Genomic DNA, 25,777 nt, shown 5'->3' with positions numbered 1-25,777 from the left:
ATATCCGTCTTGACGAGTCAAGGGGAAAGGTGGATTGAAAGTTCGGGGAACGGCGAGGGTGCTCCGTGAAGAAGGCCGAACGCATAGAACGTCTCGAGGACAGGCTCAAAGAGGCGGGCGTGCTGCATCTCAGCGACGCCGCCGGCCATCTCGGTGTGTCGGAAATGACCGTACGGCGGGATCTCGCCTCGGCGCCGCACCTGTTCAGCTATCTCGGCGGCTATATTCTGCCGGTCGGTGGCGAGCGCACCACCTATCGCTTCGACGCGGAAGCCGACACCCATGCGGAAGCCAAGGAGCTTGCCTGTCGCAACGCCGCGCGCCTCGTCGAGCCGGACGACACCATCTTCATCGATTGCGGCACTACGACGCCGCGGATGACCGAGTACCTGCCGACGTCCGGCAACCTGACGGTCATCACCTATGCGATGAACGTCGCCGAGCGCATCATGAAGCGCCCGAATACCAATCTGGTTCTGCTAGGCGGCCTGTTTCACGCTTCGTCGCAGAGCTTCTCCGGCGATGAGGCGCTGAGATCGGTGGAGCGGCTCGGCATCGGCAAGGCCTTCCTGTCGGCCGGCGGCCTGCATGCCCAGCACGGCGCCACCTGCTCCAACTTTCACGAAGTGCCGATCAAACAGGCCGTGCTGGCCCGCGCCGGCGTGAGCTACCTGGTGATCGACACAAGCAAGCTGGAAAAGATAAAGCCGGCGTTCTTTGCGAGCGCCGGCCAGTTCGATGAAGTCATCACTGAGTGACGGTGGTCCGGCGGTGATGGGCCGCCTGAAACCTGATCAGGCGAGCGCCGCGACGGCGGTCTTCAGCTGATCCAGGGCGGCAACCGCGCGATCCTTGGCCTCTTCGCTCTTCGCCTCGGCGAGAACAGCCTCGGCGGCGGCTACTTCAGACGCGGCGATCGCCGGGCCGAACTCGGCCTCCGGCACCGCCTTCTCGGCCAGAACGCTGAGGCCCGACGCGTTGACGTCGGCAAAGCCGCCGCGAACGTAGATCCGACTCGATACGCCGCCGGTCTTCACGGTGACGATGCCGGTCTTCAGCGTGGTGAGAAACGGCGCGTGGCCGGCAAGCACGCCGAAGTCGCCCTCGCTGCCGGGCAGGTCCACCTGATCGGCGTCGACCGACAGAATCAGGCGCTCGGGGCTGACGAGCTCGAACTTGAAGGTTGCCATCCGGCGCTCCCCACGGTGTTTTTCTGGCAGATCCCGACAAGGACGCGTTCGCCCTCTGGGGATTGCTATGGCCCGTTCGGGCCGGTCACGTCTCAATTCCGGCGTGGCGAACGCCGGAGGCGCGGGCGGCTTGCCGCCCGATCCCGGATTGGCGATCAAGCCGCCTGGGCGGCAAGGCGCTGGGCCTTCTCGACGGCGTCGTCGATGGTGCCGACCATGTAGAAGGCGGCTTCCGGCAGATGGTCGTAGAGACCTTCGCAGAGGCCCTTGAAGCCCTTGATGGTGTCTTCCAGGGCGACGAGCTTGCCGGGCGAGCCGGTGAACACTTCGGCGACGTGGAAGGGCTGGCTCAGGAAGCGCTCGATCTTGCGGGCGCGCGCCACCGTCAGCTTGTCCTCTTCGCTGAGCTCGTCCATGCCGAGAATGGCGATGATGTCCTGCAAACCCTTGTACTTCTGCAGGATCTGCTGCACCAGACGGGCAACGCCATAGTGCTCTTCACCGACGATCTGCGGGTCGAGCATGCGCGAGGTCGAGTCCAGCGGGTCGACGGCCGGGTAGATGCCCTTCTCGGAGATGGCGCGGTTCAGAACCGTCGTCGCGTCGAGGTGGGCGAAGGAGGTGGCCGGCGCCGGGTCGGTCAGATCGTCGGCGGGCACGTAGATGGCCTGCACCGAGGTGATCGAACCCTTGTTGGTGGTCGTGATGCGCTCCTGCATGGCGCCCATGTCGGTGGCGAGCGTCGGCTGATAGCCCACCGCCGAGGGAATGCGCCCGAGCAGAGCCGACACTTCCGAGCCGGCCTGGGTGAAGCGGAAGATATTGTCGACGAAGAACAGCACGTCCTGGCCCTTGTCGCGGAAGTGCTCGGCGACGGTGAGGCCGGCCAGGGCGACGCGGGCACGGGCACCCGGCGGCTCGTTCATCTGGCCGTAGACCAGGGCGCACTTGGAGCCGTCGGTCGAACCGCCGTGCTCGCGCGGGTCCTTGTTGACGCCGGACTCGATCATCTCGTGATAGAGATCGTTGCCTTCGCGGGTGCGCTCGCCGACGCCGGCGAACACCGAGTAACCGCCGTGCGCCTTGGCGACGTTGTTGATCAGCTCCTGGATCAGCACGGTCTTGCCGACGCCGGCGCCGCCGAACAGGCCGATCTTGCCGCCGCGGGCGTAGGGGGCCAGCAGATCGACGACCTTGATGCCGGTGACCAGGATCTCGGCTTCCGTCGACTGATCGGTGTAGTCGGGCGCTTCCTGGTGAATGGCGCGCCTGCTTTCGCCGACGATCGGACCGACTTCGTCGACCGGTTCGCCGATGACGTTCATGATGCGGCCGAGGCAGCCGTCGCCAACCGGTACCGAGATCGGCGCGCCGGTGTCGACCACTTCTTGGCCGCGCACGAGACCTTCGGTGGTATCCATGGCGATCGTGCGGACGGTGTTCTCGCCGAGGTGCTGGGCGACCTCAAGCACGAGGCGGTGCTCGCCGTTCTTCGTCTCGAGCGCGTTCAGGATCGCCGGCAGATGTTCGTCGAACTTGACGTCGACGACGGCGCCGATGACCTGGGTGATCCGTCCGATATGCGTTTCAGCCATCGATGTGGTCCTTGATCGAGTTACGGTCAGAGCGCCTCGGCGCCCGAAATGATTTCAACGAGTTCGGTAGTGATCTTGGCCTGACGCGTGCGGTTGTAGGTGATCGACAGACGGTCGATCATCTCGCCGGCATTGCGCGTCGCGTTGTCCATGGCCGTCATCTTGGCGCCCATCTCTCCGGCCGCGTTCTCCAGAAGGGCGGAGAACAGCGTGACCGAGATATAGCGCGGCAGCATGGTTTCAAGGATTTCGGCCTCGTCGGGCTCGAACTCGTAGTCGGTTTCCAGGGCGGCGGCCGGGGCATCCACCTTGACCGGCAACAACTGCTTGGCCGTGGGGACCTGCTGGATGACCGACTTGAATTCCGAGTAGAACAGCGTGCAGACGTCGAACTCGCCGGCCCCATAGAGATCGACGAGCCGCTTGCCGAGATCGACGGCGATGTCGAACCCGACGGACTTGACGCCACGCAGCTCGACACGGTCGATCATGCGGTCGCTGTGCTCGCGCTTCAGGGCATCGGCGCCCTTCTTGCCGACGGTGAGAATCTTCACCGTCTTGCCTGCGGCGAGCAAGCTGGCGGCGTGTTCGCGCGCCAGACGGACGATCGACGAATTGAAGCCGCCGCAGAGGCCGCGTTCGGCTGTGCAGACGACGAGAAGATGCACTTCGTCGCGGCCGGTGCCGGCGAGCAGCAGCGGTGCGTCGTCGCGGCCGGCCATGGCGCCGGCAAGGTTGGCAACCACGGCGCCAAGGCGGCGAGCGTAGGGACGGGCAGCGATCGCCGCCTCCTGCGCACGACGCAGCTTCGCCGCGGCGACCATCTGCATCGCCTTGGTGATCTTCTGCGTCGCCTTCACCGAAGCGATGCGGTTCTTGAGTTCTTTCAAGCTGGCCATATCGGCTCCTGCCCAGCGGGCATCGGGGCGCGGGAGAGGAGGGCGGATCCCGCCCTCCCGGGTTCATCCGGCGTTGGCGTCAGGCAAAGCTTCTGGCGAAATTGGAAATCGCCTCGTGAAGCTTGCCGCGAAGCTCGTCGGAGAGCTGCTTTTCGGCCCAGATGCGTTCGAGGATGTCGGCGTGCTTCTCGCGCAGGTAGCGCAGCAGCCCTTCCTCGAACGGACGGACCTTGCTGAGCGGCAGCGGATCGAGGAAGCCCGACACGCCGGCGAAGATCACCGCGACCTCTTCCTGCGTCTTCAGCGGCGAGAACTGCGGCTGCTTCAGGAGCTCGGTGAGGCGGGCGCCGCGGTTGAGCAGGCGCTGGGTGGAGGTATCGAGATCGGAGCCGAACTGGGCGAAGGCGGCCATCTCGCGGTACTGGGCAAGCTCGCCCTTGATGGTGCCGGCGACCTGCTTCATCGCCTTGATCTGGGCGGACGAGCCGACGCGGGACACCGAGAGGCCGACGTTCACCGCCGGGCGGATGCCCTGGTAGAACAGCGAGGTCTCAAGGAAGATCTGGCCGTCGGTGATCGAGATGACGTTGGTCGGAATGTAGGCCGACACGTCGTTTGCCTGGGTCTCGATGACCGGCAGGGCGGTGAGGGAGCCGGAACCATTCTCTTCGTTGAGCTTGGCGGCGCGCTCGAGCAGGCGGGAGTGCAGATAGAACACGTCGCCGGGGAAGGCCTCGCGTCCCGGCGGGCGACGCAGCAGCAGCGACATCTGGCGGTAGGCGACGGCCTGCTTGGTCAGGTCGTCGTAGGCGATCAGCGCGTGCATGCCGTTGTCGCGGAAATACTCGCCCATGGCACAGCCGGCGAACGGGGCGATGTACTGCATCGGCGCCGGATCGGAGGCGGTGGCGGCGACGACGATCGAGTACTTGAGCGCGCCGGCGTCTTCCAGCTTCTTGACGAACTGGGCGACGGTGGAGCGTTTCTGGCCGACGGCGACGTAGACGCAGTAGAGCTTGTGCTTCTCGTCGTCACCCTCGTGCAGAGACTTCTGATTGAGGAAGGTGTCGAGGATGATGGCGGTCTTGCCGGTCTGGCGGTCGCCGATCACCAGCTCGCGCTGGCCGCGGCCGATCGGGATCATCGCATCGATGGCCTTGAGGCCGGTCGACATCGGCTCGTGCACCGACTTGCGCGGGATGATGCCGGGCGCCTTGACGTCGACGCGGGCCCGCGTCTCGTACTCGATCGGGCCCTTGCCGTCGATCGGGTTGCCAAGGGCGTCGACGACGCGGCCGAGCAGGCCGCGGCCGATCGGCACGTCGACGATGGCGCCGGTGCGCTTGACCGTGTCGCCTTCCTTGATGTCGCGGTCGGAACCGAAGATCACGACGCCGACGTTGTCGCTTTCGAGATTGAGCGCCATGCCACGGATGCCGCCCGGGAACTCGACCATTTCGCCCGCCTGGACGTTGTCGAGACCGTAGACACGGGCGATGCCGTCACCGACGGAGAGAACCTGGCCGACCTCGGATACCTCGGCATTGCGGCCGAAGTTCTTGATCTGCTCCTTGAGGATTGCGGAAATTTCCGCGGCGCGGATATCCATCAGCCGACCTCTTTCAATGCAATCTTGAGTGCGTCGAGTTTCGTTTTGAGCGACGTGTCGATCATGCGCGAGCCGAGCTTGACGACGAGACCGCCGATCAGCGACGGGTCGACGTCGAGTTCAACATGAACCGACTTGCCGGATATGTCGGCCAGAGCGCGCTTGACGTCGGCGAGCTGGCCGTCGGAAAGGGGGATCGCCGAGACGATGCCGGCCGTCACTTCGCCACGGCGGTCAGCGAGCAGCTGACGGAAGCCGCGGAACATGTCGGCCATCACCGAAAGGCGGTTGTTGGAGGCGACCAGCTTGATGAAATTGCTCACCGTGTGACCGAGGCCGGCAGCCTCGACCACGGCGCCAATGGCCCGGGTCTGATCCTCGTTGCTGAAGACCAGCGACTTCATCAGGCGGCGAAGGTCTGCGCTTTCGCGGCGGAGGGTCTCGAAACGGGCGATGTCCGCCTCGACGATTTCAAGCTCACCGGTCTCGCTCGCCAACTCGAACAGGGCCGTGGCATAACGTTCGGCGACCCCGAAGACCATCGTTTCCGCTTCGCTCACGTAAGAACCCCTCATCGGTGCGAACCATCAAAGGTTCACCCGTTTGAACGCTTTGAAGAAATTCGCAGAAAAGAATACGACGGCGGCACGGCGCACGGCCCCGCAGCGAACTTGGCACCCTCTATCACAGGACTTTCCCTCACGCAACGCGTTCACTGGATTCAGGAATTCCGCGTTTTGCGCGGATATCCTTAGGTAATTGGCCGCTTGGGACATCCCCTTAAAAAAACCTCATCCTAAAGTCGAATAGTTTATCGTTTTAGATGGGGTTTTGCCGATATTTCGGCGGTGCGAGCCACCACAACGTCCGGCTGTCAGAGGAAGTTCTGCGGGTCGACGTCGACATAAGCCTCGACGCCGCGCGTCGGCCGGTCTGCGGCGGCGATCCAGGCGCGCATGTAGGCGGAGAGGTCGGTATCGCGGCCCGAATGGGCGATGAGGCGGAAGCGGTGGCGGCCACGCACCACGGCGAGCGCCGCCTCGGCCGGCCCGAGCACCTCCACGGCCGGATCGCGCGGCGCCATGCGGGCGAGGTGGCGGGCGTGGTCCTCGGCGAGTTCGCGGCTCGGGCCGGACACCAGGATGGCGGCAAGGCGGCCGAAGGGCGGCATGACCGACCGTTCGCGTTCGGCCAGTTCGGTGCGGTAGAAGCGTTCGGCATCGCCCGAAACCAGCGCCTCGATCACCGGACTCTCCGGTGCGTAGGTCTGGAGCAGACCAAGCCCCTTGCCGATGACGCGGCCGGCGCGGCCGGTGACCTGGGCGAGGAGCTGAAAGGTGCGTTCGGCGGCACGCGGATCGCCTTGCGACAGGCCGAGGTCGGCATCGACCACGCCGACCAGGGTCAGCTTGGGAAAGGTGTGTCCCTTCGCCACCATCTGGGTGCCGACGACGATGTCGCACTGGCCCTTGGCGACCGCCTCGAATTCCGCCCTAAGGCGCTGGACGCCGCCGCCGATGTCGGACGACAGAACCACGGTGCGCTTGTCGGGCAACAGCGTCTGCATCTCCTCGGCGATGCGCTCGACGCCCGGTCCGCAGGCGACGAGGCTGTCGAGCGTGCCGCAGGAGGGGCAGGCTTCGGGGCGGGGCACCGTGTGGCCGCAGTGATGGCAGACGAGCCGCCCCCGAAAACGATGCTCCACCAACCAGGCCGAACATTGCGGGCACTGGAAGCGGTGGCCGCAGGACCGACAGAGCGTGAGCGGCGCATAGCCGCGCCGGTTGAGAAACAGCATCGCCTGTTCGCCTCGCTCGGTCACCTCGCGGATGGCGGCGACGAGGCCGGGCGCCAGGAAGCGGCCGCGCGGCGGACCAGCCTTCCGCATGTCGATGGCATAGAGGCTGGGCAGCTCGCGCCCGGTGGCACGGGCCGGTAGAATAACGTGCCGGTAGCGGCCGCGCTCGGCATTGACGCGGCTTTCGAGCGACGGCGTCGCCGAGGCGAGGATGACCGGAATCTTTTCCAGTCGACCGCGCACCACCGCCATGTCGCGAGCGTGATAGCTCGCCCATTCTTCCTGCTTGTAGGCGCCGTCGTGCTCCTCGTCGACGACGATCAGGCCGAGGTCGCGGAAGGGCAGGAACAGGGCCGAGCGGGCGCCGACCACCACGCGGGCCTCGCCGAGAGCGACGGCACGCCAGGCGCGGGCGCGCATCTTCGGGCCGACGTCGGAATGCCATTCGGCCGGCAGGGCTCCGAAACGCTCGGAGAAGCGCTCGAGAAAGGCCCTGGTCAGCGCGATTTCCGGCACCAGGATCAGCGCCTGTCGGCCGGCTCTCAGCGCATCGGCCACAGCTTCGAGATAGACCTCCGTCTTGCCCGAGCCGGTGACGCCGTCGATCAGCGTCACGCCGTCGTCCGGCGCCTCGCGCAGGCGGGCGACGGCGGCGGTCTGGTCGGGCGTGAGCTCGATGGGATTGAAATCGGGATCGGGCGTCCGAAACGGCCGGCCGGGGGGCAGTTGCACTTCGGCCAGCGCACCGGCGGTTACCAGTCCTTCGACCACGGAGGGGGAGACGCCCGCCGCCGCCGCGAGGCCAGCACGCGTCCAGGCTTGCCCCTCGTTCTCGTCGAGCAATGCCAGGACCCGGCGGCGGGCGTCGGTGAGGCGCTCCGGCGGCGCGCTAGTCGCCACAAGGCCGCGAAGCGGCGGCTCCGGTTCCAGCCCATCCGGCGCCCGCAGCACCATGCGCATCACCATGCCGCGTGGCGTCAGCGTGTAGCGGGCGACCCAGTCGACGAAGGTGAGCATCTCCGACGTCAGCGGCGGTGCGTCGAAGGCGATCTCGATGGGGCGCAGCCGGTTCGATGAGGCCTGCAGTTCGGCCGGTTCCGCCGTCACGACCCCCACCACCTTGCGCGGACCGAGCGGCACCTGAACGATCGAGCCCGGTCCCACCCGCATCCCGTGCGGCACGCGATAGGAGTAGGATAGATCGAGACCGACCGGGGTGAGTACCTGCACCACTTCGCTGCCGGACGCCGGGCGGGGCGCGGCTTCTCCGAACAGATCGTGGAGCGAGGAAGTGGGTTTTTCGGTCGGCATCGGCTGATTCGAGATGTACGGAGAACGATCATAGGCTAAACGGAGGACCGCCGCCTCGCCAAGCCATGGCCCATATGGAAACGCCGCCGACCATGAGCCGTCCCGCCGTCATCGTTCTTTCCTCCTTCGTTGCCCGCGGATCGGTGGGTGCTCGTGCCGCCTTCGCGCTGGAGCGGCTCGGCCATCGCGTCTGGACGTTGCCCACGGTCATTCTGCCCTGGCATCCCGGCCATGGCCGCGCCCATCGCATGGTCCTGCCGGAGGACGATTTCGCCGCGCTCTGCGCCGATCTTGCCCGGGCGCCCTGGCTGTCCGAAGTCGGCGGCATCATCACCGGATATCTCGGCTCGCCCGGGCAGGCGGACGCTGCCGCCAACCTGGTCGCCGCCGTCAGGGCGGCCAACCCGGAAGCGCTGCATCTCGCCGACCCGGTCATCGGCGACATGACCACCGGCGGCACGGGCGGTCTCTACGTGCCCGAACCCGTCGCCATCGCCCAGCGCGACCGTCTGATCGCCATCGCCGACATCGCCACGCCCAACCGCTTCGAACTCGGCTGGCTGACCGGCCGGCCAGTCGAAACGCTGACCGAGATTGCCGTGGCAGCCCGGGCGCTCGGGCCAAAGCGGGTCGTCGTCACGTCGGCGCCCGCACTGATGACCGGCAAGATCGCGGCGGCGCTCGTCACCGCAGGCGAGGCCATCGTTGCCGAGAACCAGATGATCGAGGGCGCCCCCAACGGGACGGGCGATCTGTTCGCGGCCCTGTTCCTGTCGCGGCTGATCGGCGGCGCGTCCGAGGAAGCGGCGCTGGCCGCCGCGTCGGCCTCCACCTTCGAGATCATCGCCCGGTCGGTGAAGGCGGGCGGACGCGAGTTGGAACTCGTGGATCAGCAGGAGGCGCTGGTCCGGCCTATGGCCATGGTCGACATTCGCCGGCTCGCCACGCCGCGCCGGCCCGTTGCGCGTCCCTCCGGAATCGAGACCTTGTGAACTGTGCGATGATTGACGTTAATAAGTAGACTTCCTTATAACGCCCCGGCGGGCCCCATCCGCCGCTCCACCCCTCCAGCCGGATATCGCCAATGACCGAACCGAAAGCGCCTCTTCGTCCGAAGCTCCCCGCCTCCTTTCCGGGGCGCCTGACGACTGGCTACGAGGCCTTCCGAGACGGTCGCTATCCAAGCGAGAACGAGCGTTACAAGCGGCTGGCCGCTGAGGGGCAGAAGCCGCAAATCATGATCATCGGCTGCTCGGACAGCCGCGTATCGCCGGAAGTGATCTTCGACGCCGGTCCGGGCGAGATCTTCGTCGTCCGCAACGTCGCCAACATCGTCCCGCCCTATACGCCGGACGGCGAGACGCACGGCACGTCGGCCGCCCTCGAGTTTGCCGTGATGGCGCTTGCCGTCCGGCATATCGTGGTGATGGGACACGGCCGCTGCGGCGGCATCGCGGCGGCGCTGGGCAGCCGCGACCCGCTGACGCCGACGGACTTCATCGGCAAGTGGGTGTCGGTGCTGGACGAGACGGCCGAGCGGGTGCGCTGCGACCATTCCATCGCCCCTGGCCTTCGCTACACCGCGCTCGAGCACGAGGCCGTCAAGTCCTCGCTCAAGAACCTGCTTGCCTATCCCTTCGTGAAGACGCGGGTGGATGCCGGCTCGTTGGCGCTGCACGGCGCCTGGTTCGACGTTGCCGAGGGGGAGCTCCGCGTGCTCGACCCCGACAGTGGCGCCTTCACCGTCCTCTCCGGTACGCTTGCCCCTTGAACCTTGACGGCAAGGCGATTACGGCTAACCGCCGAAGCCGGCCGGATGAGGCCGTGCGCCCTGCTTTCAGTTCTTGAGGATGCGACGATGGCAAAGAATTCGCTGTTCCTGCTGCCCGGCGATGGCATCGGCCCGGAAATCATGGCCGAGGTCGAGACGATCATCGCCTTCCTGAACCGCAAGGGGCTCACCGATTTCTCGCTCGATCGCGGTCTCGTCGGCGGCTCGGCCTATGACGCCCACGGCGCTGCCATTTCGGAAGCCGACATGGCCAAGGCGCTTGCCGCCGATGCGGTGCTGTTCGGCGCGGTCGGCGGTCCCAAGTGGGACAGCGTTCCTTATGACTGCCGGCCGGAAGCCGGTCTCCTGCGCCTTCGCAAGGATCTCGGCCTGTTCGCCAATCTGCGTCCGGCCATCTGCTATCCGGCGCTGGCCGACGCCTCGTCGCTGAAGCGCGAGGTTGTCGAAGGCCTCGACATTCTGATCGTGCGCGAGCTGACCGGTGGTGTCTATTTCGGCGAGCCGAAGGAGATCGTCACGCTGGAGAACGGCGAAAAGCGCGCCGTCGACACGCAGGTCTACACCACGCACGAGATCGAGCGCATCGCCCGCGTCGCCTTCGACCTTGCCAAGGCGCGCAACGGCCGCGTTTCCTCGGCCGAGAAGCGCAACGTCATGAAGTCGGGCGTTCTCTGGAACCAGGTGGTGACGAAGATCGGCAAGGACGAATATGCCGACGTCAAGCTCGACCACATCCTCGCCGACAACTGCGCCATGCAGCTCGTCCGCTACCCCAAGCAGTTCGACGTCATCCTGACCGACAACCTGTTCGGCGACGTTCTCTCCGACATCGGCGCCATGCTGACCGGTTCGCTCGGCATGCTGCCGTCGGCTTCGCTCGGTGCCCCGGATGCCGCCACCGGCAAGCGCAAGGCGCTCTACGAGCCCGTCCACGGTTCGGCGCCGGATATCGCCGGCACCGGCGCGGCCAACCCGATCGCCATGATCGCTTCCTTCGGCATGGCTCTGCGCTACTCCTTCGGTCTGATCGATCTCGCCGGCAAGCTGGACGAGGCGATCGCCCGCGTGCTGGGCAAGGGGCTTCGCACGAAGGACATCGCCCAGAAGGGCGAGGCGACCGTCGACACCCGGGCCATGGGCGCGGCCATCCGGGCCGAGTTCGAGGCGCTGGTCGGCTGACGCATTCGACTTTCGGCGATCGGAGGGCCGCTCACGGGGTTGTTAACTCCGCCGCTCTTGTTTCCGAGGGGTGCCGCACCAAATCATAGTCATGACGGCATCGCCCATCAGGCACTGCCCCCCGTCTCGCCAGCGGCGGTGACCGTCGGTCGGGTTCCCCTCCCGGCTCGCGCTGATCCCTAGCGCCGCGCCCAGCCTTCCCCCGAGGCTGGGCGCTTTCATATTGGTGTTCCAGAGTTGCCGAGACGATCGATGCCGGAAGATCGACGATTGTCGGCGCCCCGGTTTTTCAGTATAGAGCGGGTCATGAACGCGAAGCCGCAGATCACGCGCCTGCCGACGTCGGCCGACTACTTCCCGGCCCACGATCACGCGCGCCTGCCGTGGCGGTTTTTGGCGCGGCAGACCGGCGACAGCCGACTCCGGCCCTGAGATGACGGCCGGCACCGCCGGACCCTTCTACTGTTTTCCAGATAGATCAGGGGCGTGGTTCGCCCGCCCCACGGAATCGAAAGTTCGATCATCATGACCGCCAAGTCCCGCACCCTCTACGACAAGATCTTCGACGACCACGTGGTCGAGACGCAGGCAGACGGCACGTCACTTCTCTACATCGACCGTCATCTCGTGCACGAGGTGACCAGCCCGCAGGCCTTCGAGGGCCTGAGGACGACCGGCCGCAAGGTGCACCAGCCGGGCAAGACGCTTGCCGTGGTCGACCACAACGTGCCGACCACCGACCGCAGCAAGGGCATCGAAGATCCGGAGAGCCGCGAGCAGGTGGCGCAGCTCGCCATCAACGCCGCCGAATTCGGTGTCGAGTATTACAACGAGCTCGACCGCCGGCAGGGCGTCGTTCACGTGGTCGGTCCCGAGCAGGGCTTCACGCTGCCGGGCATGACCATCGTCTGCGGTGACAGCCACACCTCGACCCACGGCGCCTTCGGCGCGCTCGCCCACGGCATCGGCACCTCCGAGGTCGAGCATGTGCTCGCCACGCAGACGCTGATCCAGAAGAAGGCGAAGAACATGCTGGTGCGCGTCGACGGCAAGGCGCCGGCCGGCGTCACCGCCAAGGACATCGTGCTGGCGATCATCGGCGAGATCGGCACGGCCGGCGGCACCGGTCACGTGATCGAATATGCCGGCGAGGCGATCCGCGACCTCAGCATGGAAGGCCGCATGACCGTCTGCAACATGTCGATCGAGGGTGGCGCCCGCGCCGGCCTGATCGCGCCCGACGAGACGACCTATGCCTACATCGCCGGCCGTCCGAAGGCGCCGGCGGGCGAGGCGCTGGAACGCGCCAAGGCCTATTGGCAGACGCTCTTCACCGACGAAGGGGCACATTTCGACAAGGTGGTGACGCTCGACGCCGCCAGCCTGCCGCCGATCGTCACCTGGGGCACGAGCCCCGAGGACGTCGTGTCGATCACCGGCATGGTGCCCGACCCCGATACCATCGCCGACGAGACGAAGCGCACCTCCAAGTGGCGCGCGCTCGACTACATGGGTTTGAAGCCCGGCCAGAAGATGACCGACATCGCCCTCGACAAGGTGTTCGTCGGTTCCTGCACCAACGGCCGCATCGAAGATCTCCGGGCCGCCGCCGCGGTGGCCAAGGGGCGCAAGGTGGCCTCCTCGATCAAGCTCGCGATGATCGTGCCGGGGTCCGGCCTCGTCAAGGAACAGGCGGAAGCCGAGGGCCTCGACAAGATATTCATCGAGGCGGGCTTCGAATGGCGCGAGCCGGGCTGCTCGATGTGCCTTGCCATGAACCCCGACAAGCTGGCCCCGGGCGAGCGCTGCGCGTCCACCTCGAACCGCAACTTCGAGGGGCGGCAGGGATACATGGGCCGCACGCATCTGGTGTCGCCGGCCATGGCGACTGCGGCGGCCATCGCCGGCCACTTCGTGGATATCCGCGACTTCAAGTGACCCGGCGCCCCGGCGCGGAGAGTTCAAGGGCCGGAGCCGATCGCTCCGGCCTTTTTCATGTGTTCCCGAGCCAGCGCAGCCAACGCCCGTGGAAGTCGCCGCGCGCCAGAACGTGGTGCTCGCCAGAAGGAAACAGCGTGACGAGGAGGCCGGCGCCGGGCGTCTGGCCGTCCGCCTCCAGCCGCAGCCAGGCGAGCGGCTCCGTCTCGGCGGCCCTGAGCATGGCCGTCTGGATGCCGAGCCGGGCCGGATCGGCGAGATACTGCCAGAAGATCGAGTGGACGACGACGCGCAGCGTTCCCTCTTCGGGCGGCGCTGCCAGTTCGCGTGCGAGGAACTCCGCGGCGTCGGCGGCCTCGACGCGTTCGGGGCGGGCCGCGGCGTGATCGAGGGCGGCGACGAGCCGGGCTTTGCGGTCGGTCTGGTCGGCCCAGACATAGGACAGCAGCCGCGTGCGGTGCTCGGCATCCGCCGGGTCGAGGGGGGCGAGATCGCAGGCCCTGCGGTGCACCACCTCGACGGTGGTATCGAGCGGTGGCGGCGTATCGCACTCGGGCGCGAGCTCGATGGGCGCTTTGGTCTTCCCCCAGCGGGCGGCTCCATAGCGATAGGCGTACTCGTCCCAGTGAAGGTTGAGCCCGGCGCTGGCGCCGATTTCGAGAATGTCCAGTTTCGGCCCGAAACGCCGAGCCAGCCACAGAAAGCCGGGCAGTAGCATGGCCGACCGGCCGACCTCGTTGGTCTGCGGCGGGCTCATCAGGATGTCGTGCAGTTCGTGGTCGTGCCGGGCGATGGCGGCGCCGACCGCGGCGACGAGCGTGTCGTCCGACACGTCGGTCGGTGGATAGGCAGCGACGAGCCCGGCATCGCGCCGGGTCAGGACCAGCCGATGCAGGCCGCCAAACAGGCGCAGGGGCACGGCATCTTCTCCGGCGTGGCCGTTCCAGGTGAGGATGCGGCGGCCGGTCAGCGTCGTCCGATCGAGAAAGCGCGGCGCGAGGTCGGCAAGTCGGGCGGTGAACGGGGAGCCCATGGTGCGGCAGGCCTCGGCCTGGCGATGGAAGTGGTCGAAGATGTCGCTCATCGCGGCTTGCCCCCCGGCGTTCCCGAATTTGTCGCGACGATAGCGGCGGGGAACGGCAATGACCAGCCCGGAGGCCGTCACGCCGGCGTGAGCGGGTGACGCGCGCTTCCAGATCAAAAATTGCAACTCGCTTCGTCTCAGCCTTGCCCAAGCCGCCGGCATGGGGCAAGTAATGCGGGTGTCACGCGTAAGTGTCGCTTTTCCGGGGGACTTTTGACCATGTCGCTGACGATTGCCGCTGTCACCCAGGCGGACGCCCACAAGCTGGCGCCGATCATCGCCGCCTATGCCCAGGCAATGAAGCGCGGGGCGCCGCGCCGCCCGGACGAGTATTATGCCGAGCTTCTCGCCGTCGATCCGGCAACGGAAGTGCTGGGCGCCTTCGTCGACGAGGAACTAATCGGCTTTGCCGTGTTCTTCGATCTGCCGGACACCATGTCGGGCCACCGGGTCGGCCATCTCGAAGACATCTACGTCCTGCCCGCGTTCCGCAATCGCGGCATCGGCCGCAAGTTCGTCGAAGTGCTGAAAGTCGAGGGGCAGAGCCGCGGCTGGGATCGCCTGCGCTGGGTGGTGCCGCCGCCGGTCGACGCCGCCGCCACCGGCCTGCCGACCGATACCGCGCTCTACGAGGAGATCGCCACGCCGTCGACCTCCAAGCTCTACGACATCATCATCGACCCTCTGTCGCGCAAATCCTGACGGATTGCCTACAAAGCGAGCAGGTATAGCCCAAGCTCAGGGCTTTCCCGGATGGCCGTTTCGCCCTTAAATGCGGTCGCGCTCGACGCGACCGCAGGGAGAGATGATGGCTGTCCTGACCAAGCTGACGCACGTCACCCGCTATGTCTACGACAAGCCGGTCGTTCTCTCTCCGCAACTGGTGCGTCTCAGGCCCGCACCGCACAGCCGGACGGCCGTGCCGGCCTATGCGCTGAAGGTCACGCCGGAGAATCACTTCGTCAACTGGCAGCAGGATCCGCACGGCAACTGGCTGGCCCGGTTCGTCTTCCCCGAGCCGACGTCCGAGTTTTCCGTCAGCGTCGATCTGCTTGCCGAGATGGCGGTCTACAATCCGTTCGACTTCTTCATCGAGGATTACGCCGAGCACTGGCCATTCGCTTACGCGCCGGAGCTCGCCAAGGATCTGGCACCCTTCCTCGAATGCGAGGGGGAGGGAGACCTCTTCGAGGCCTATCTTGCGACGATCCCGCGCGATCGCAAGCAGACCACCGATTTCGTGGTGGCGGTGAATCAGGCACTGCAAGGGCACATCGCCTACGAGATCCGTCTCGAACCCGGCGTGCAGAGCCCGGAGGAGACGCTGTCGCGCCGCGCCGGTTCCTGCCGCGACAGCGGCTGGCTGCTGGTGCAGCTTCTGCGCCGGCTCGGCCTCGCTGCCCGCTTCGTTTCCGGCTACCTCATCCAGCTCAAGCCCGACGTCAAGGCACTCGACGGCCCGTCCGGCACGGAGGTCGATTTCACCGACCTGCACGCCTGGGCGGAGGTCTATATTCCCGGTGCCGGCTGGGTCGGTCTCGACCCCACCTCGGGCCTTCTGACCGGCGAGAGCCACATTCCGCTCGCCGCCACGCCGCATTATCGCTCTGCGGCGCCGATTGTCGGCTCCTACAGCGGGGCGCCCGACACCAAGACCGAATTCTTCTTCGACATGAAGATAGCCCGCATCGACGAGCGACCGCGCGTCACCTGGCCGTTTTCCGAAGAAGCCTGGGCGAGGCTCGACGCAGTGGGGCAGGTGGTGGATGCCGATCTTAGGGACGGCGACGTGCGCCTGACCATGGGCGGCGAGCCGACGTTCGTCTCCATCGACGACTATCAATCGGAGGAGTGGAACACGGCGGCGGTCGGTCCCACGAAACGTGGCATTGCCGACGACCTGATCCGTCGCCTTGCCGCTCGTTTCGCGCCGGGCGGTTTTCTGCATTACGGACAGGGCAAGTGGTATCCCGGCGAGAGCCTGCCACGCTGGACCTTCTCTCTCTACTGGCGCAAGGACGGCAAGCCGATCTGGCGCAATCTCGATCTCGTCGCGCCCGAGCGGCAGCCGACGCCGGCCGACGCCGAAGCGGCCTGCGCGCTGGCGCGCGGCGTCGCCAGACGGCTCGGCGTGTCCGGCAAGTGCGCCGTTCCGGCCTACGAGGACCCGGCCTACTGGATTCTGAAGGAAAGCGGCCTGCCGGACAACGTCACCACGGAAGATAGCAGGTTGGATGACCCGGAAGCGCGTGCTCGCATTGCCCGGGTTTTCGAGCGCGGCCTCGGGACTCCCAGCGCCTATGTGCTTCCCGTGCAGCGCTGGCAGGCCAGCGCAGGCAGGACCTGGGTGTCGGAGGTCTGGAATTTCCGGCGTGGCAAACTCTATCTGGTTCCGGGCGATTCGCCGGCTGGCTTCCGCCTGCCGCTTGCGGCGCTGCCATGGGTGCCGCCGGCCGCTTATCCCTTCCACGTCGACCGCGACCTGATGGGCGACCTGCCCGATCTGCCGGATCCGGATCAGCTCGCCACTGCCTACGAGCATTCGCGCGAACAGGCGGCTGACGATCCGCGTGTCGATCAATGGATGACTGGCGTCGGTGCGGTCCGCACGGCCATGAGCGTCGAACCGAGGAATGGCCGGCTCTGCGTGTTCATGCCGCCGGTCGCCGGTGCCGACGACTATCTGGAGCTGCTCGCCGCCGTGGAATCGACGGCCGAGGATCTCTGCCTGCCCGTCCATATCGAAGGCTATCCGCCGCCGCACGACCCACGCCTCAACGTCATCCGCGTGGCGCCCGACCCTGGCGTCATCGAAGTGAACATCCATCCCGCCGCCGGCTGGAAGGACTGCGTCGCCATCACCTCGGCCGTCTACGAGGAGGCGCGGTTGTCCCGCCTCGGTACCGACAAGTTCATGATCGATGGCCGCCACACCGGTACCGGAGGCGGCAATCACGTCGTGGTGGGTGGCGAAACGCCTGCCGACAGCCCATTTTTGCGCCGTCCCGACCTTCTCAAGAGCCTCGTCCTCTATTGGCAGCGCCACCCGTCGCTGAGCTATCTGTTTTCCGGCCTGTTCATCGGGCCGACCAGCCAGGCACCGCGCATCGACGAGGCGCGGCACGACGGTCTCTACGAACTGGAAATCGCGCTCGCCCAGGTGCCGGCGCCGGGCAAAGGGGGCGCGCCCTTGCCCTGGCTGGTCGATCGCCTGTTCCGCAACCTTCTGACCGATGTCACCGGCAACACGCATCGCTCGGAAATCTGCATCGACAAGCTGTTCTCGCCGGACGGCCCGACCGGTCGGCTGGGCCTCGTGGAGTTCCGGTCCTTCGAGATGCCGCCGGACTCGCGCATGTCGCTCGCCCAGCAGCTCCTGCTCAGGGCGTTGATCGCCTGGTTCTGGAAGGAGTCGCTTGAGGGTGGCTTCACGCGCCATGGTACGGCGCTGTTCGACCGCTTCATGCTGGAGCATTTCGTCTGGCAGGACTTTCTTGAGGTGATCGCCGACCTCAACCGGGCGGGCTTCCCGATGGAATCGGTCTGGTACGATGCCCAGCGCGAGTTCCGCTTCCCCTACTTCGGCACGATCAGCCGGCAGGGCGTCTCGCTGGAGCTCCGCGGCGCGCTGGAGCCATGGCACGTCACCGGCGAGCAAGGCGGGGGCGGCGGCACGGTGCGTTTCGTCGACAGCTCGGTGGAGCGGTTGCAGGCCCGCGTTTCCGGCTTCGATCCGGCGCGCCACGTGCTGGCCTGTAACGGCCGGCGTGTGCCGGTGGCTGCGACCGGCCGCAGAGGCGATTATGTCGGCGGCGTTCGTTTCAAGGCCTGGCAGCCGGCCAGCGGCATTCATCCGGTGTTGCCGGTCAACGCGCCGCTGACCTTCGAGATCGTCGATCGCTGGTCCAAGCGCTCGCTGGGTGGGGCCACCTACTTCGTTGCCCATCCCGGCGGCCGCAACTACGATACCTTCCCCGTCAACGCCTATGAAGCGGAAGCGAGGCGGTTGGCTCGCTTCCAGGACTTCGGCCACTCTCTCGGAATGATGAGCCTGCCGGATGAAGAAACGTCCGGGGAATTTCCCACCACACTCGACCTCCGGCGGCCGGCCGGCATCTGATGCCTTGTCGACTGGCGGACATCTTGGCGATGTCCCGTCTGTCTGCTTAACTCGCGGCGCCCCCGCCCGCCGTCCATGCCGGAACTCCGATGAGTCAGTTGCAGCCCGATCCGATCCCCGCCGGACAGAAAGCCGAGCCCAAAGCCGGACTGGGTTTGCTGACGCGGGGGTATAAGCCGCTCGCGGGCGCCTATGACGAGATGATGGCGCCGGACGGCTCGTTGCGCGGCCCTTGGCCGTCGTTTCTGCAACGGTTGGCGGACCTCGGCGAGGAGGGCGTGCGGGAGGCCTTTGCCGGCGCCGAGCAGCAGCTCAAGAACTCCGGCGTGTTCTTCCGCGTTTACGACGATCCGGCGGGCGCCGAGCGCCCCTGGCCGCTGGCGCCGGTGCCGCTGCTCATTTCTCAGTCGGAATGGACGGCGCTGTCAGCTGGCGCCGTCCAGCGCGCCCGGCTTGCCGAGGCGCTGCTTGCCGATGTCTATGGTTCGGGACGGCTTGCGCGCGACGGGGTTCTGCCCGCCGCCGCCATAGCCGGCAACCCGGATTTCCTGCGGCCGTTGGTGGGCGTCGTGCCGAAGGGCGGCCGCTTCCTGCGCTTTTTTGCCGTCGATCTCGGTCGTGGCCTCGATGGTCGGTGGTGGGTGCTTTCCGATCGTGCCCAGGCCCCCTCGGGTGCCGGCTATGCGCTGGAAAACCGGCTGGCGGTGACGCGGGCGCTGCCGGAAGTGGCGCGTGGCCTCAACGTCGAGCGTCTCGCGCCGTTCTTCCAGGCTTTCCGCGACGATCTCGCCGCCCTCAACGCCGGTGCCGAGGCGCGCGTCGGTCTGCTGACGCCGGGCCGGCTTAACGAGACTTATTTCGAGCACGCCTATCTCGCCCGCTACCTCGGCTTCCTGCTGGTGGAGGGCGGCGATCTGACGGTGCGGGGCGATGCCGTCTACGTGCGCACCGTGTCCGGTCTCAAGCGCATCGACGCGCTGTGGCGCCGCCTCGACGGCGATTTTGCCGATCCCCTGGAACTGCGCACTGCTTCGGCGCTCGGCGTGCCGGGCCTCGTCCAAGCCGTTCGGTCCGGGCGCGTCGATGTCACCAATGCGCTCGGCTCCGGCGTTGCCGAGTCGCGGGCGCTGATGGGCTTCACGCCGGCCCTTTGCCGGCACCTCCTTGGCGAGGAGCTGGAACTGCCGAACCTCGCCACATGGTGGTGCGGACAGGAGGCGGAGCGGCGGGCGGTGCTCGGCGGCTTCGATCGCATGGCCATCGCCTCGGCCTTTTCCGGGCCGTTGCCGGGGCTGCCCTTCTGGAGCAAGCTCGGCGCGGCGATGAACAAGACCGAGCGTCAGGCGGCCCGGACGCTGATCGAGACGCGCGGTCTCGACGTGGTCGGTCAGGAAAATGTCGGTCTTTCCACCATGCCGGTGTGGGACGGCAATCGTCTTGTGCCCAAGCCCTTCGTGCTGCGCCTGTTCGTGGCGGCCGTCGGCGACAGCGACTGGGTGGTGATGCCCGGCGGCTTCTGCCGCATTTCCGGGTCGAGTGACGCGCGCCTCGTGTCCATGCAGCAGGGGGCCGAGACGGCCGACGTCTGGGTTCTGTCCGATGCGCCGGTCAGGGAAGTCTCGTTGCTGCCGCAGCCGGATCGTGCCTCCATTCGGCGCTCCACCGGTACGCTGCCGTCGCGCTCGGCCGACAACCTCTATTGGCTGGCCCGCTATCTGGAACGGTCGGAGGCGACGCTGCGCCTTCTGAGGGCGCTGATCAACCGCCTGGTGGACGCGGGCGGTGACGCCGACCAGCCGATCGTCCGGGCGCTGACCGATCATTTGCGTTTTATTGGCGCCGTCGATCTCGAGCGCAAGGGCACGCCGGTCGAGCTTGTCGCCGCCGCCCTCAGCGATCCGGCCTCGCCCTCGGGCCTGCCGGCGCTGACCGGCGCGGCGCGCGCCGCCGGTTCGGCCATCCGCGATCGTCTGGCGCCGGATGCCTTCCGGGCGGTGACGGAAATCGCCGTTCTGTTCGAAAGCATCGGGCGTCGTCGTCTCACGCCGGCTCAGATGCTCGACGAGGTCAATCACGGCCTGCGCCGCATCGCCGCCTTCGCAGGTCTCGCCGCCGAGAACATGAACCGAGCCATGGGCTGGCGCTTTCTCGACCTCGGTCGTCGGATCGAACGGGCTCTCGCAACGGCGGCCGTGGTCCGCCGCTTCGCACTCGATGCGCCGTCGACCGAGGCGCTCGATCTGGCACTGGAAGCGGGCGACAGCCAGATCACCTATCGTTGGCGCTACGTCATGCGGCCGGCGCCTCTGCCGGTGATCGACCTGTTGATGCTCGACGATGCCAATCCACGTTCCGTCGCCTTCCAGACGGCGCGTATCGTCGAGCATCTGGAAGCCTTGCCGGCCACCCGCCTCGACGGGCGCCCGGTGGAACTCCTGCGCCTTGCCCGCAAGCTCGATGCGCGGCTTGCCAACACGGCGGCCGAGAAGATCGAGGCGCGCGATATCGACAAGATCAACGGCCGGCTGTTGCGGCTGTCCGGGCTCGTTACCGATCGCTTCTTCACCCAGCGGCCGAGTGAAGCGCAGCCGGAGGAGCTGGAATGATCTACGAGCTCCGCCAGCAAACGCGTTATCTCTATACGGCGGCGGTTCCCTATTCGAGCCATGTCGCCCGCCTCCTGCCGGTGGATCGCAAGGGGCAGGTAGTGCGCCGGGCGGCGCTGTCCATATCGCCCGCGCCGGCCGAACGGCGCGAGACCGTGGATTTCTTCGGCAACCGCATCTGCCATTTCGCCCTCGACCGGCCGCACGACGAGTTGGTCGTTCGCCTGGAGGCGGAGGTGGAGGTGGCGCCGACCGAGCCCTACCTCGCCGCGTTGACGCCGCCGGCCGAGGAAATCCGCCTGCTCGCGGTGGCGAGTGGCGACCCCGGCCCCGATTCCCCCGTGCACGGCCTTTTCGCCTCGCCGTCGGTTCCGCTCGATGCCGCCATCACCCGCTATGCCGCGCTGTCCTTTCCGGCCCGGCGACCGGTGCTGGAAGGGTCGATCGAACTCATGAAGCGGATCAAGGGCGACTTCGCCTATGTGCTCGGGGCCACCGATGCCGACACCAGCCCGTCGGATGCCTTCGTGGCGAAGAAGGGCGTCTGCCAGGACTTCGCTCACGTGATGATCGCCGGTCTGCGCGGCCTGGCGCTGCCGGCGCGCTACGTCTCCGGCTATCTTCGCACCGAACCGCCGCCCGGCCGGGAAAGGCTGGAAGGAGCCGACGCGACCCATGCCTGGGTGGAGGTGTGGTGCGGCGGCGAGGCTGGCTGGGTGGGGCTCGACCCCACCAACGGCATCGTGGCGGGCGAGGATCACCTCGTGCTCGCCATCGGTCGCGACTATTCCGACGTCTCGCCTCTCGACGGCGTCATCGTCGCCTCCGGCGCCCACAGCCTGACGGTGGCCGTCGACGTCATTCCCTTGTCAGGAGCATCCGGAAAGCGGCCTCTTCGCGTGGTCGAATGATCCGTCAGCTCCTGGCGAAAGCCAGACAGGCAGCAAGCACGGCCCGAAGCGTTTCCCGCGTCGGCGCGGCGAAGACCGGATCGAAGGCGACCGGCCAGTTGGCCTCGTCGACAGGCCCCAGGCTTTCGCGGATATACCCCCGGCAGGCCAGCTCCATCTGCAGGGCGTGGATGCCCTTCTCGGGCTGACCGTAATGGCGGGTGATGTAGCCGCCCTTGAACCGTCCATCGACCACGTGGCTGCGGCCGGAGCCGGCGATCACGCCGGAGACGCGCTCGACCAGCTCAGGATCGGCCGACGCACCGCTGTTGGTGCCCAGGTTGAAGACAGGTAGTTTGCCGGCAAACAAACGAGGAATGGCGGAACGGATGGAGTGGCAGTCGTAGACGACCACGCGATCCCAACCTTTCCGTAGCCGGCTAATTTCTTTGCTCAACGCCTCATGGTAGGGACGATAGTAGAGCCCGACGCGCGCTTCGATTTCATCGGCACCGGGCTCCTTGCCCTGACGATAGAGCGGCTCGCCGTCGAAGGTTTCGACAGGGCACAGACCGGTGGTGGCCTGTCCCGGATAGAGCGAGACGCCGGTCGGATCGCGATTGAGGTCGATCACCGTGCGCGACCAGTGGGCGCGGACGATGGTGGCGTCGAGCTCGCCTGCGAACGCATAGAGCTGATCGATCCACCAGTCGGCATCCTTTCTCGCCAGCCACGGCGAGACGAGATTCGCCTCGATATCCTCGGAAATGGCCGTGCCGACATGCGGCAGGGAAAGAACGAGTGGCGCCGCGCCGCGCCGGATCACCGGATCGGGTGTCGCTTCGTTCATTCGTGCACCAGGGCCGGCAGGAGGCCGTCTCCGATCGCGGCGGCAAGCCGCCCGGATGTGACGAGGCGGCTGGCGGCGTCGATGTCGGGGGCGAAGTGTCTGTCATCGGCGAGCGGCGGCACGTCGGCGCGCAACAGATCGATGGCGGCGGCCAGAGGCGTGGACGTGCCGAGCGGCGCGTGGAACCCGATGCCCTGCGCGGCGGCGAGATATTCGATGCCGATGACGTGGGCGGCGTTCCTCGCCATGGCCTGGAGGCGACGGGCGCCGTGAGCGGCCATGGACACGTGGTCTTCCTGGTTGGCCGACGTCGGGATGGAGTCGACCGAGGCAGGATGGGCCATCTGCTTGTTTTCGGAAACGAGAGCCGCCGCCGTCACCTGCGGGATCATGAAGCCTGAGTTGAGGCCCGGCTTGGGCGTCAGGAAAGCCGGAAGTCCGCTGAGTGCCGGGTCGACCAGCATGGCGATGCGGCGTTCGGCGATCGAGCCGATCTCGCAGAGGGCGAGGGCGATGATATCGGCAGCAAAGGCAACCGGCTCGGCGTGGAAGTTGCCGCCGGAGATCACCTCGCCGGTGTCGGTGAACACCAGCGGGTTGTCGGACACGCCGTTGGCTTCGTCGTTGAGGGTCACGGCGGCCTGACGCAGCAGGTCGAGGCACGCGCCCATCACCTGCGGTTGGCAGCGCAGGCAGTAGGGGTCCTGCACGCGGCCGTGGTCGTCGAGATGCGAGGCGCGAATGGCCGAGCCGGACAGCAGGGCGCGCAAACCGGCGGCGACGTCGATCTGGCCCTTGTGGCGCCGCAGCAGGTGAATGCGCGGATCGAACGGACCGTCGGAGCCCTTGGCCGCGTCCACCGACAATGCGCCGGTGACGAGCGCCGCCTGGAAGACGCGCTCGGTCTCGAACAATCCAGCCAGCGCCAGCGCCGTCGACACCTGCGTGCCGTTGAGGAGCGCCAGCCCTTCCTTGGGGCCAAGCACGAGCGGCTTGAGGCCGTTCGCTTCCAGCGCGGCGGCGGCATCGACGGGGCGCCCTTCGACGAACACCTGCCCGACGCCCATCAGGGCCGCCGTCATGTGAGCGAGCGGGGCGAGATCGCCAGAGGCGCCAACCGACCCTTGCCCCGGAATGACCGGGATCAGGCCACGCTCGAGACAGGCTGCGAGTTGCTCGAGCGTCGTCCAGCGTACGCCAGAGGCACCCTGAGCAAGGCTCGCGAGCTTCAGCGCCATGATGAGGCGGACGACCGATATGGACAGGGGTTCGCCGACGCCGGCCGCGTGCGACAGCACGATGTTGCGCTGGAGCGTTTCCAGATCGGCGGCGTCGATGCGCACCGAGGCCAGCTTGCCGAAGCCGGTGTTGACGCCGTAGACCGGGTCGCCCTTGCCGATGATCGCCTCGATGGCGGCGGCGGCCTTGTCGACCGGGCCGCGCGCGGCGGCGTCGATGGTTGCGCCGTCACCGAAATAGATGGCGCGCCAGACGGACAGCGGTACCTCGCCGGGGACAAGACGATGGAGGATCGGGGTATCTTTCATTCACCTCTCCAATAGCGGGCGGCGAGCGGGTTGAAGCCGATGCGGTAGACGAGCTCGGCCGGGCGGTCGACGTCCCAGACGGCGAGGTCGCACCATTTGCCGGAAACGATCGATCCGGTGTCCCCGGCAAGGCCGAGGGCGGCGGCGGCGTGGATGGTCATGCCGGCGAGACATTCGGCCACCGTCAGTCGGAACAGCGTCGCCGCCATGTTCATGGTGAGCAGCGGCGAGGTCAGCGGCGACGTGCCGGGGTTGCAGTCGGTGGCGATGGCGATCTTCGTGCCATGCTTGCGGAACAGGTCGACCGGCGGCAGCTTGGTCTCGCGGATGAAGTAGAAGGCGCCGGGCAGCAGCACGGCGACGGTGCCGGCGGCGGCCATGGCAGAGGCGCCTGCCTCGTCGGTATGCTCGAGATGATCGGCCGACAGCGCGCCGTGGCGGGCGGCAAGCGCCGCGCCACCGAGATTGGACAGCTGGTCGGCGTGCAGCCTGAGCTTGAGGCCGAGGTGCCGGGCGGCGGAAAACAGGTCGTCCACCTCATCGGGCGAGAAGGCGATGGTCTCGCAGAAGGCGTCGACGCAGTCGGCCAGTCCTTCCGACGCCATGACCGGCAGCATCTCATCGCGGACGAGCGCCAGATAGCCGGCGCGGTTGTCCTTGAACTCGGGCGGCAAGGCATGGGCGCCGAGGAAACTGGTGCTGACCGTGACCTTTCTTTCGCCCGCAAGGCGGCGGGCGGCGCGCAACTGGGCGCACTCGCCGTCGAGGGTGAGAGCATAGCCCGACTTCACCTCAACGGTGGTGACGCCCTCGGCGATCAGGTGATCGAGCCGGGGCAGGGCGCCGGCCAGAAGGCCCTCCTCGCCGGCCGCCCGCGTGGCGGCAACGGTCGAGACGATGCCGCCGCCGGCACGGGCAATCTCCTCGTAGCTGGCGCCGGCAAGTCGCAACTCGAACTCGTGGGCGCGGTTGCCGCCGTGGACGAGATGGGTATGGCAATCGATGAGCCCCGGCGTGACCAGACGCCCTTCGAGGTCGATAAGCTCGGCGTTCGGCGCGGTCTTCGGCATGTCCGCTTCCGGGCCGGCATAGGCGATGCGGCCGTCCACGGCGAGGATCGCCGCCTTCTCCACCGGATCGATGCAGGCGGGATCGGCCATCGTGACGAGGCGAGCATTGCGGAACAGGCGGGTGGCCATCGCGATACCTGAGGTGGATGTTTCGCTCATATGTATAGACAACCTCGACTGCGATGCAAGCCGTTCGCAAGCCAGACCATCAAGCTGACCGGCAACTTGCGCAAGACAGCTGCGCGAATTCCGAATGAGCTATCGAAATTCGGCATTACGTCTCTGGACATCATAGCCTG

At 67.0% G+C, this 25,777-nt stretch carries 20 protein-coding genes; 10 read left to right on the top strand and 10 right to left on the bottom strand.

What is annotated here, in order from left to right; translation table 11 throughout:
- Nucleotides 1-65 precede the first annotated feature (65 nt).
- Nucleotides 66-758, top strand: a complete 693-nt coding sequence (locus tag QQZ18_RS16460) for a DeoR/GlpR family DNA-binding transcription regulator (RefSeq protein ID WP_284542036.1) — start codon at nt 66-68, stop codon at nt 756-758.
- Nucleotides 759-794: 36 nt separating this feature from the next.
- Here the strand turns inward: QQZ18_RS16460 and QQZ18_RS16455 are convergent, their stop codons facing one another.
- The 6 genes from QQZ18_RS16455 to QQZ18_RS16430 form a co-directional block, all read right to left on the bottom strand.
- On the bottom strand, nt 795-1,190 hold the full coding sequence (locus tag QQZ18_RS16455) for a F0F1 ATP synthase subunit epsilon (protein WP_284542035.1): 396 nt from the start codon (nt 1,188-1,190) through the stop codon (nt 795-797).
- A gap of 155 nt (nt 1,191-1,345) precedes the next feature.
- Nucleotides 1,346-2,785, bottom strand: a complete 1,440-nt coding sequence (atpD, locus tag QQZ18_RS16450) for a F0F1 ATP synthase subunit beta (RefSeq protein WP_284542034.1) — start codon at nt 2,783-2,785, stop codon at nt 1,346-1,348.
- A 26-nt stretch (nt 2,786-2,811) separates the two neighbouring features.
- Complete coding sequence (locus QQZ18_RS16445) at nt 2,812-3,684, bottom strand: F0F1 ATP synthase subunit gamma (protein ID WP_284542033.1); 873 nt, start codon at nt 3,682-3,684, stop codon at nt 2,812-2,814.
- Between the two features lie 79 nt (nt 3,685-3,763).
- A complete protein-coding gene (atpA, locus tag QQZ18_RS16440) occupies nt 3,764-5,293 on the bottom strand; it encodes a F0F1 ATP synthase subunit alpha (RefSeq protein ID WP_284542032.1) in 1,530 nt (509 codons plus the stop codon).
- Entirely contained in the window at nt 5,293-5,853 is a 561-nt protein-coding gene (locus QQZ18_RS16435; RefSeq protein WP_284542031.1) for a F0F1 ATP synthase subunit delta, read from the bottom strand. The genes atpA and QQZ18_RS16435 overlap by 1 nt, the downstream gene beginning before the upstream one ends.
- Before the next feature lie 314 nt (nt 5,854-6,167).
- Nucleotides 6,168-8,402 (bottom strand): primosomal protein N', encoded by a 2,235-nt coding sequence (locus QQZ18_RS16430; protein ID WP_284542030.1) that lies wholly within the window; start codon nt 8,400-8,402, stop codon nt 6,168-6,170.
- A gap of 92 nt (nt 8,403-8,494) precedes the next feature.
- Between QQZ18_RS16430 and pdxY the strand changes: the two genes are divergently transcribed.
- The 5 genes from pdxY (at nt 8,495) to leuC (ending at nt 13,311) form a co-directional block, all read left to right on the top strand.
- Nucleotides 8,495-9,394, top strand: coding sequence for a pyridoxal kinase (gene pdxY / locus QQZ18_RS16425; RefSeq protein ID WP_284542029.1), 900 nt, complete (start codon nt 8,495-8,497; stop codon nt 9,392-9,394).
- A gap of 92 nt (nt 9,395-9,486) precedes the next feature.
- Nucleotides 9,487-10,173, top strand: a complete 687-nt coding sequence (locus QQZ18_RS16420) for a carbonic anhydrase (RefSeq protein WP_284542028.1) — start codon at nt 9,487-9,489, stop codon at nt 10,171-10,173.
- An 87-nt stretch (nt 10,174-10,260) separates the two neighbouring features.
- Nucleotides 10,261-11,373 carry a 3-isopropylmalate dehydrogenase gene (gene leuB / locus QQZ18_RS16415; RefSeq protein ID WP_284542027.1) on the top strand — a complete coding sequence of 371 codons (1,113 nt, stop codon included), beginning with the start codon at nt 10,261-10,263 and terminating at the stop codon, nt 11,371-11,373.
- A 252-nt stretch (nt 11,374-11,625) separates the two neighbouring features.
- Nucleotides 11,626-11,805 (top strand): hypothetical protein, encoded by a 180-nt coding sequence (locus tag QQZ18_RS16410; protein WP_284542026.1) that lies wholly within the window; start codon nt 11,626-11,628, stop codon nt 11,803-11,805.
- Nucleotides 11,806-11,898: 93 nt separating this feature from the next.
- Nucleotides 11,899-13,311 (top strand): 3-isopropylmalate dehydratase large subunit, encoded by a 1,413-nt coding sequence (leuC, locus tag QQZ18_RS16405; protein ID WP_284542025.1) that lies wholly within the window; start codon nt 11,899-11,901, stop codon nt 13,309-13,311.
- Nucleotides 13,312-13,366: 55 nt separating this feature from the next.
- On the opposite strand, the gene QQZ18_RS16400 is transcribed toward leuC, so the two are convergent.
- Complete coding sequence (locus tag QQZ18_RS16400; protein ID WP_284542024.1) at nt 13,367-14,395, bottom strand: DUF2332 domain-containing protein; 1,029 nt, start codon at nt 14,393-14,395, stop codon at nt 13,367-13,369.
- Between the two features lie 219 nt (nt 14,396-14,614).
- Here QQZ18_RS16400 and QQZ18_RS16395 point away from each other — a divergent pair, with 219 nt between their 5' ends.
- The 4 genes from QQZ18_RS16395 (at nt 14,615) to QQZ18_RS16380 (ending at nt 22,032) form a co-directional block, all read left to right on the top strand.
- Complete coding sequence (locus QQZ18_RS16395; RefSeq protein WP_284542023.1) at nt 14,615-15,097, top strand: GNAT family N-acetyltransferase; 483 nt, start codon at nt 14,615-14,617, stop codon at nt 15,095-15,097.
- Nucleotides 15,098-15,203: 106 nt separating this feature from the next.
- Nucleotides 15,204-18,515 carry a transglutaminase family protein gene (locus tag QQZ18_RS16390; protein ID WP_284542022.1) on the top strand — a complete coding sequence of 1,104 codons (3,312 nt, stop codon included), beginning with the start codon at nt 15,204-15,206 and terminating at the stop codon, nt 18,513-18,515.
- An 89-nt stretch (nt 18,516-18,604) separates the two neighbouring features.
- The gene (locus tag QQZ18_RS16385) at nt 18,605-21,121 is read left to right on the top strand and encodes a circularly permuted type 2 ATP-grasp protein (RefSeq protein ID WP_284542021.1); all 2,517 of its coding nucleotides are present in this window, start codon (nt 18,605-18,607) and stop codon (nt 21,119-21,121) included.
- Complete coding sequence (locus QQZ18_RS16380) at nt 21,118-22,032, top strand: transglutaminase family protein (RefSeq protein WP_284542020.1); 915 nt, start codon at nt 21,118-21,120, stop codon at nt 22,030-22,032. The genes QQZ18_RS16385 and QQZ18_RS16380 overlap by 4 nt, the downstream gene beginning before the upstream one ends.
- Before the next feature lie 4 nt (nt 22,033-22,036).
- On the opposite strand, the gene hutG is transcribed toward QQZ18_RS16380, so the two are convergent.
- Genes hutG through hutI form a run of 3 tightly spaced genes read right to left on the bottom strand, consistent with a single transcriptional unit; the run spans nt 22,037 to nt 25,637 of the window.
- Nucleotides 22,037-22,861: an N-formylglutamate deformylase gene (hutG, locus tag QQZ18_RS16375; protein WP_284542019.1), complete on the bottom strand. Its 825-nt coding sequence runs from the start codon at nt 22,859-22,861 to the stop codon at nt 22,037-22,039.
- Nucleotides 22,858-24,408 (bottom strand): histidine ammonia-lyase, encoded by a 1,551-nt coding sequence (hutH, locus tag QQZ18_RS16370; RefSeq protein WP_284542018.1) that lies wholly within the window; start codon nt 24,406-24,408, stop codon nt 22,858-22,860. Before hutH ends, hutG begins: the two co-directional genes overlap by 4 nt.
- A complete protein-coding gene (gene hutI, locus QQZ18_RS16365; protein ID WP_446728667.1) occupies nt 24,405-25,637 on the bottom strand; it encodes an imidazolonepropionase in 1,233 nt (410 codons plus the stop codon). The genes hutH and hutI overlap by 4 nt, the downstream gene beginning before the upstream one ends.
- Nucleotides 25,638-25,777 lie beyond the last annotated feature (140 nt).

Source organism: Pleomorphomonas sp. T1.2MG-36 (assembly GCF_950100655.1).
Classification (GTDB): domain Bacteria; phylum Pseudomonadota; class Alphaproteobacteria; order Rhizobiales; family Pleomorphomonadaceae; genus Pleomorphomonas.
The sequence above is the reverse complement of the archived record's forward strand: the minus strand, read 5'-3'. Positions and strand labels throughout refer to the sequence as shown.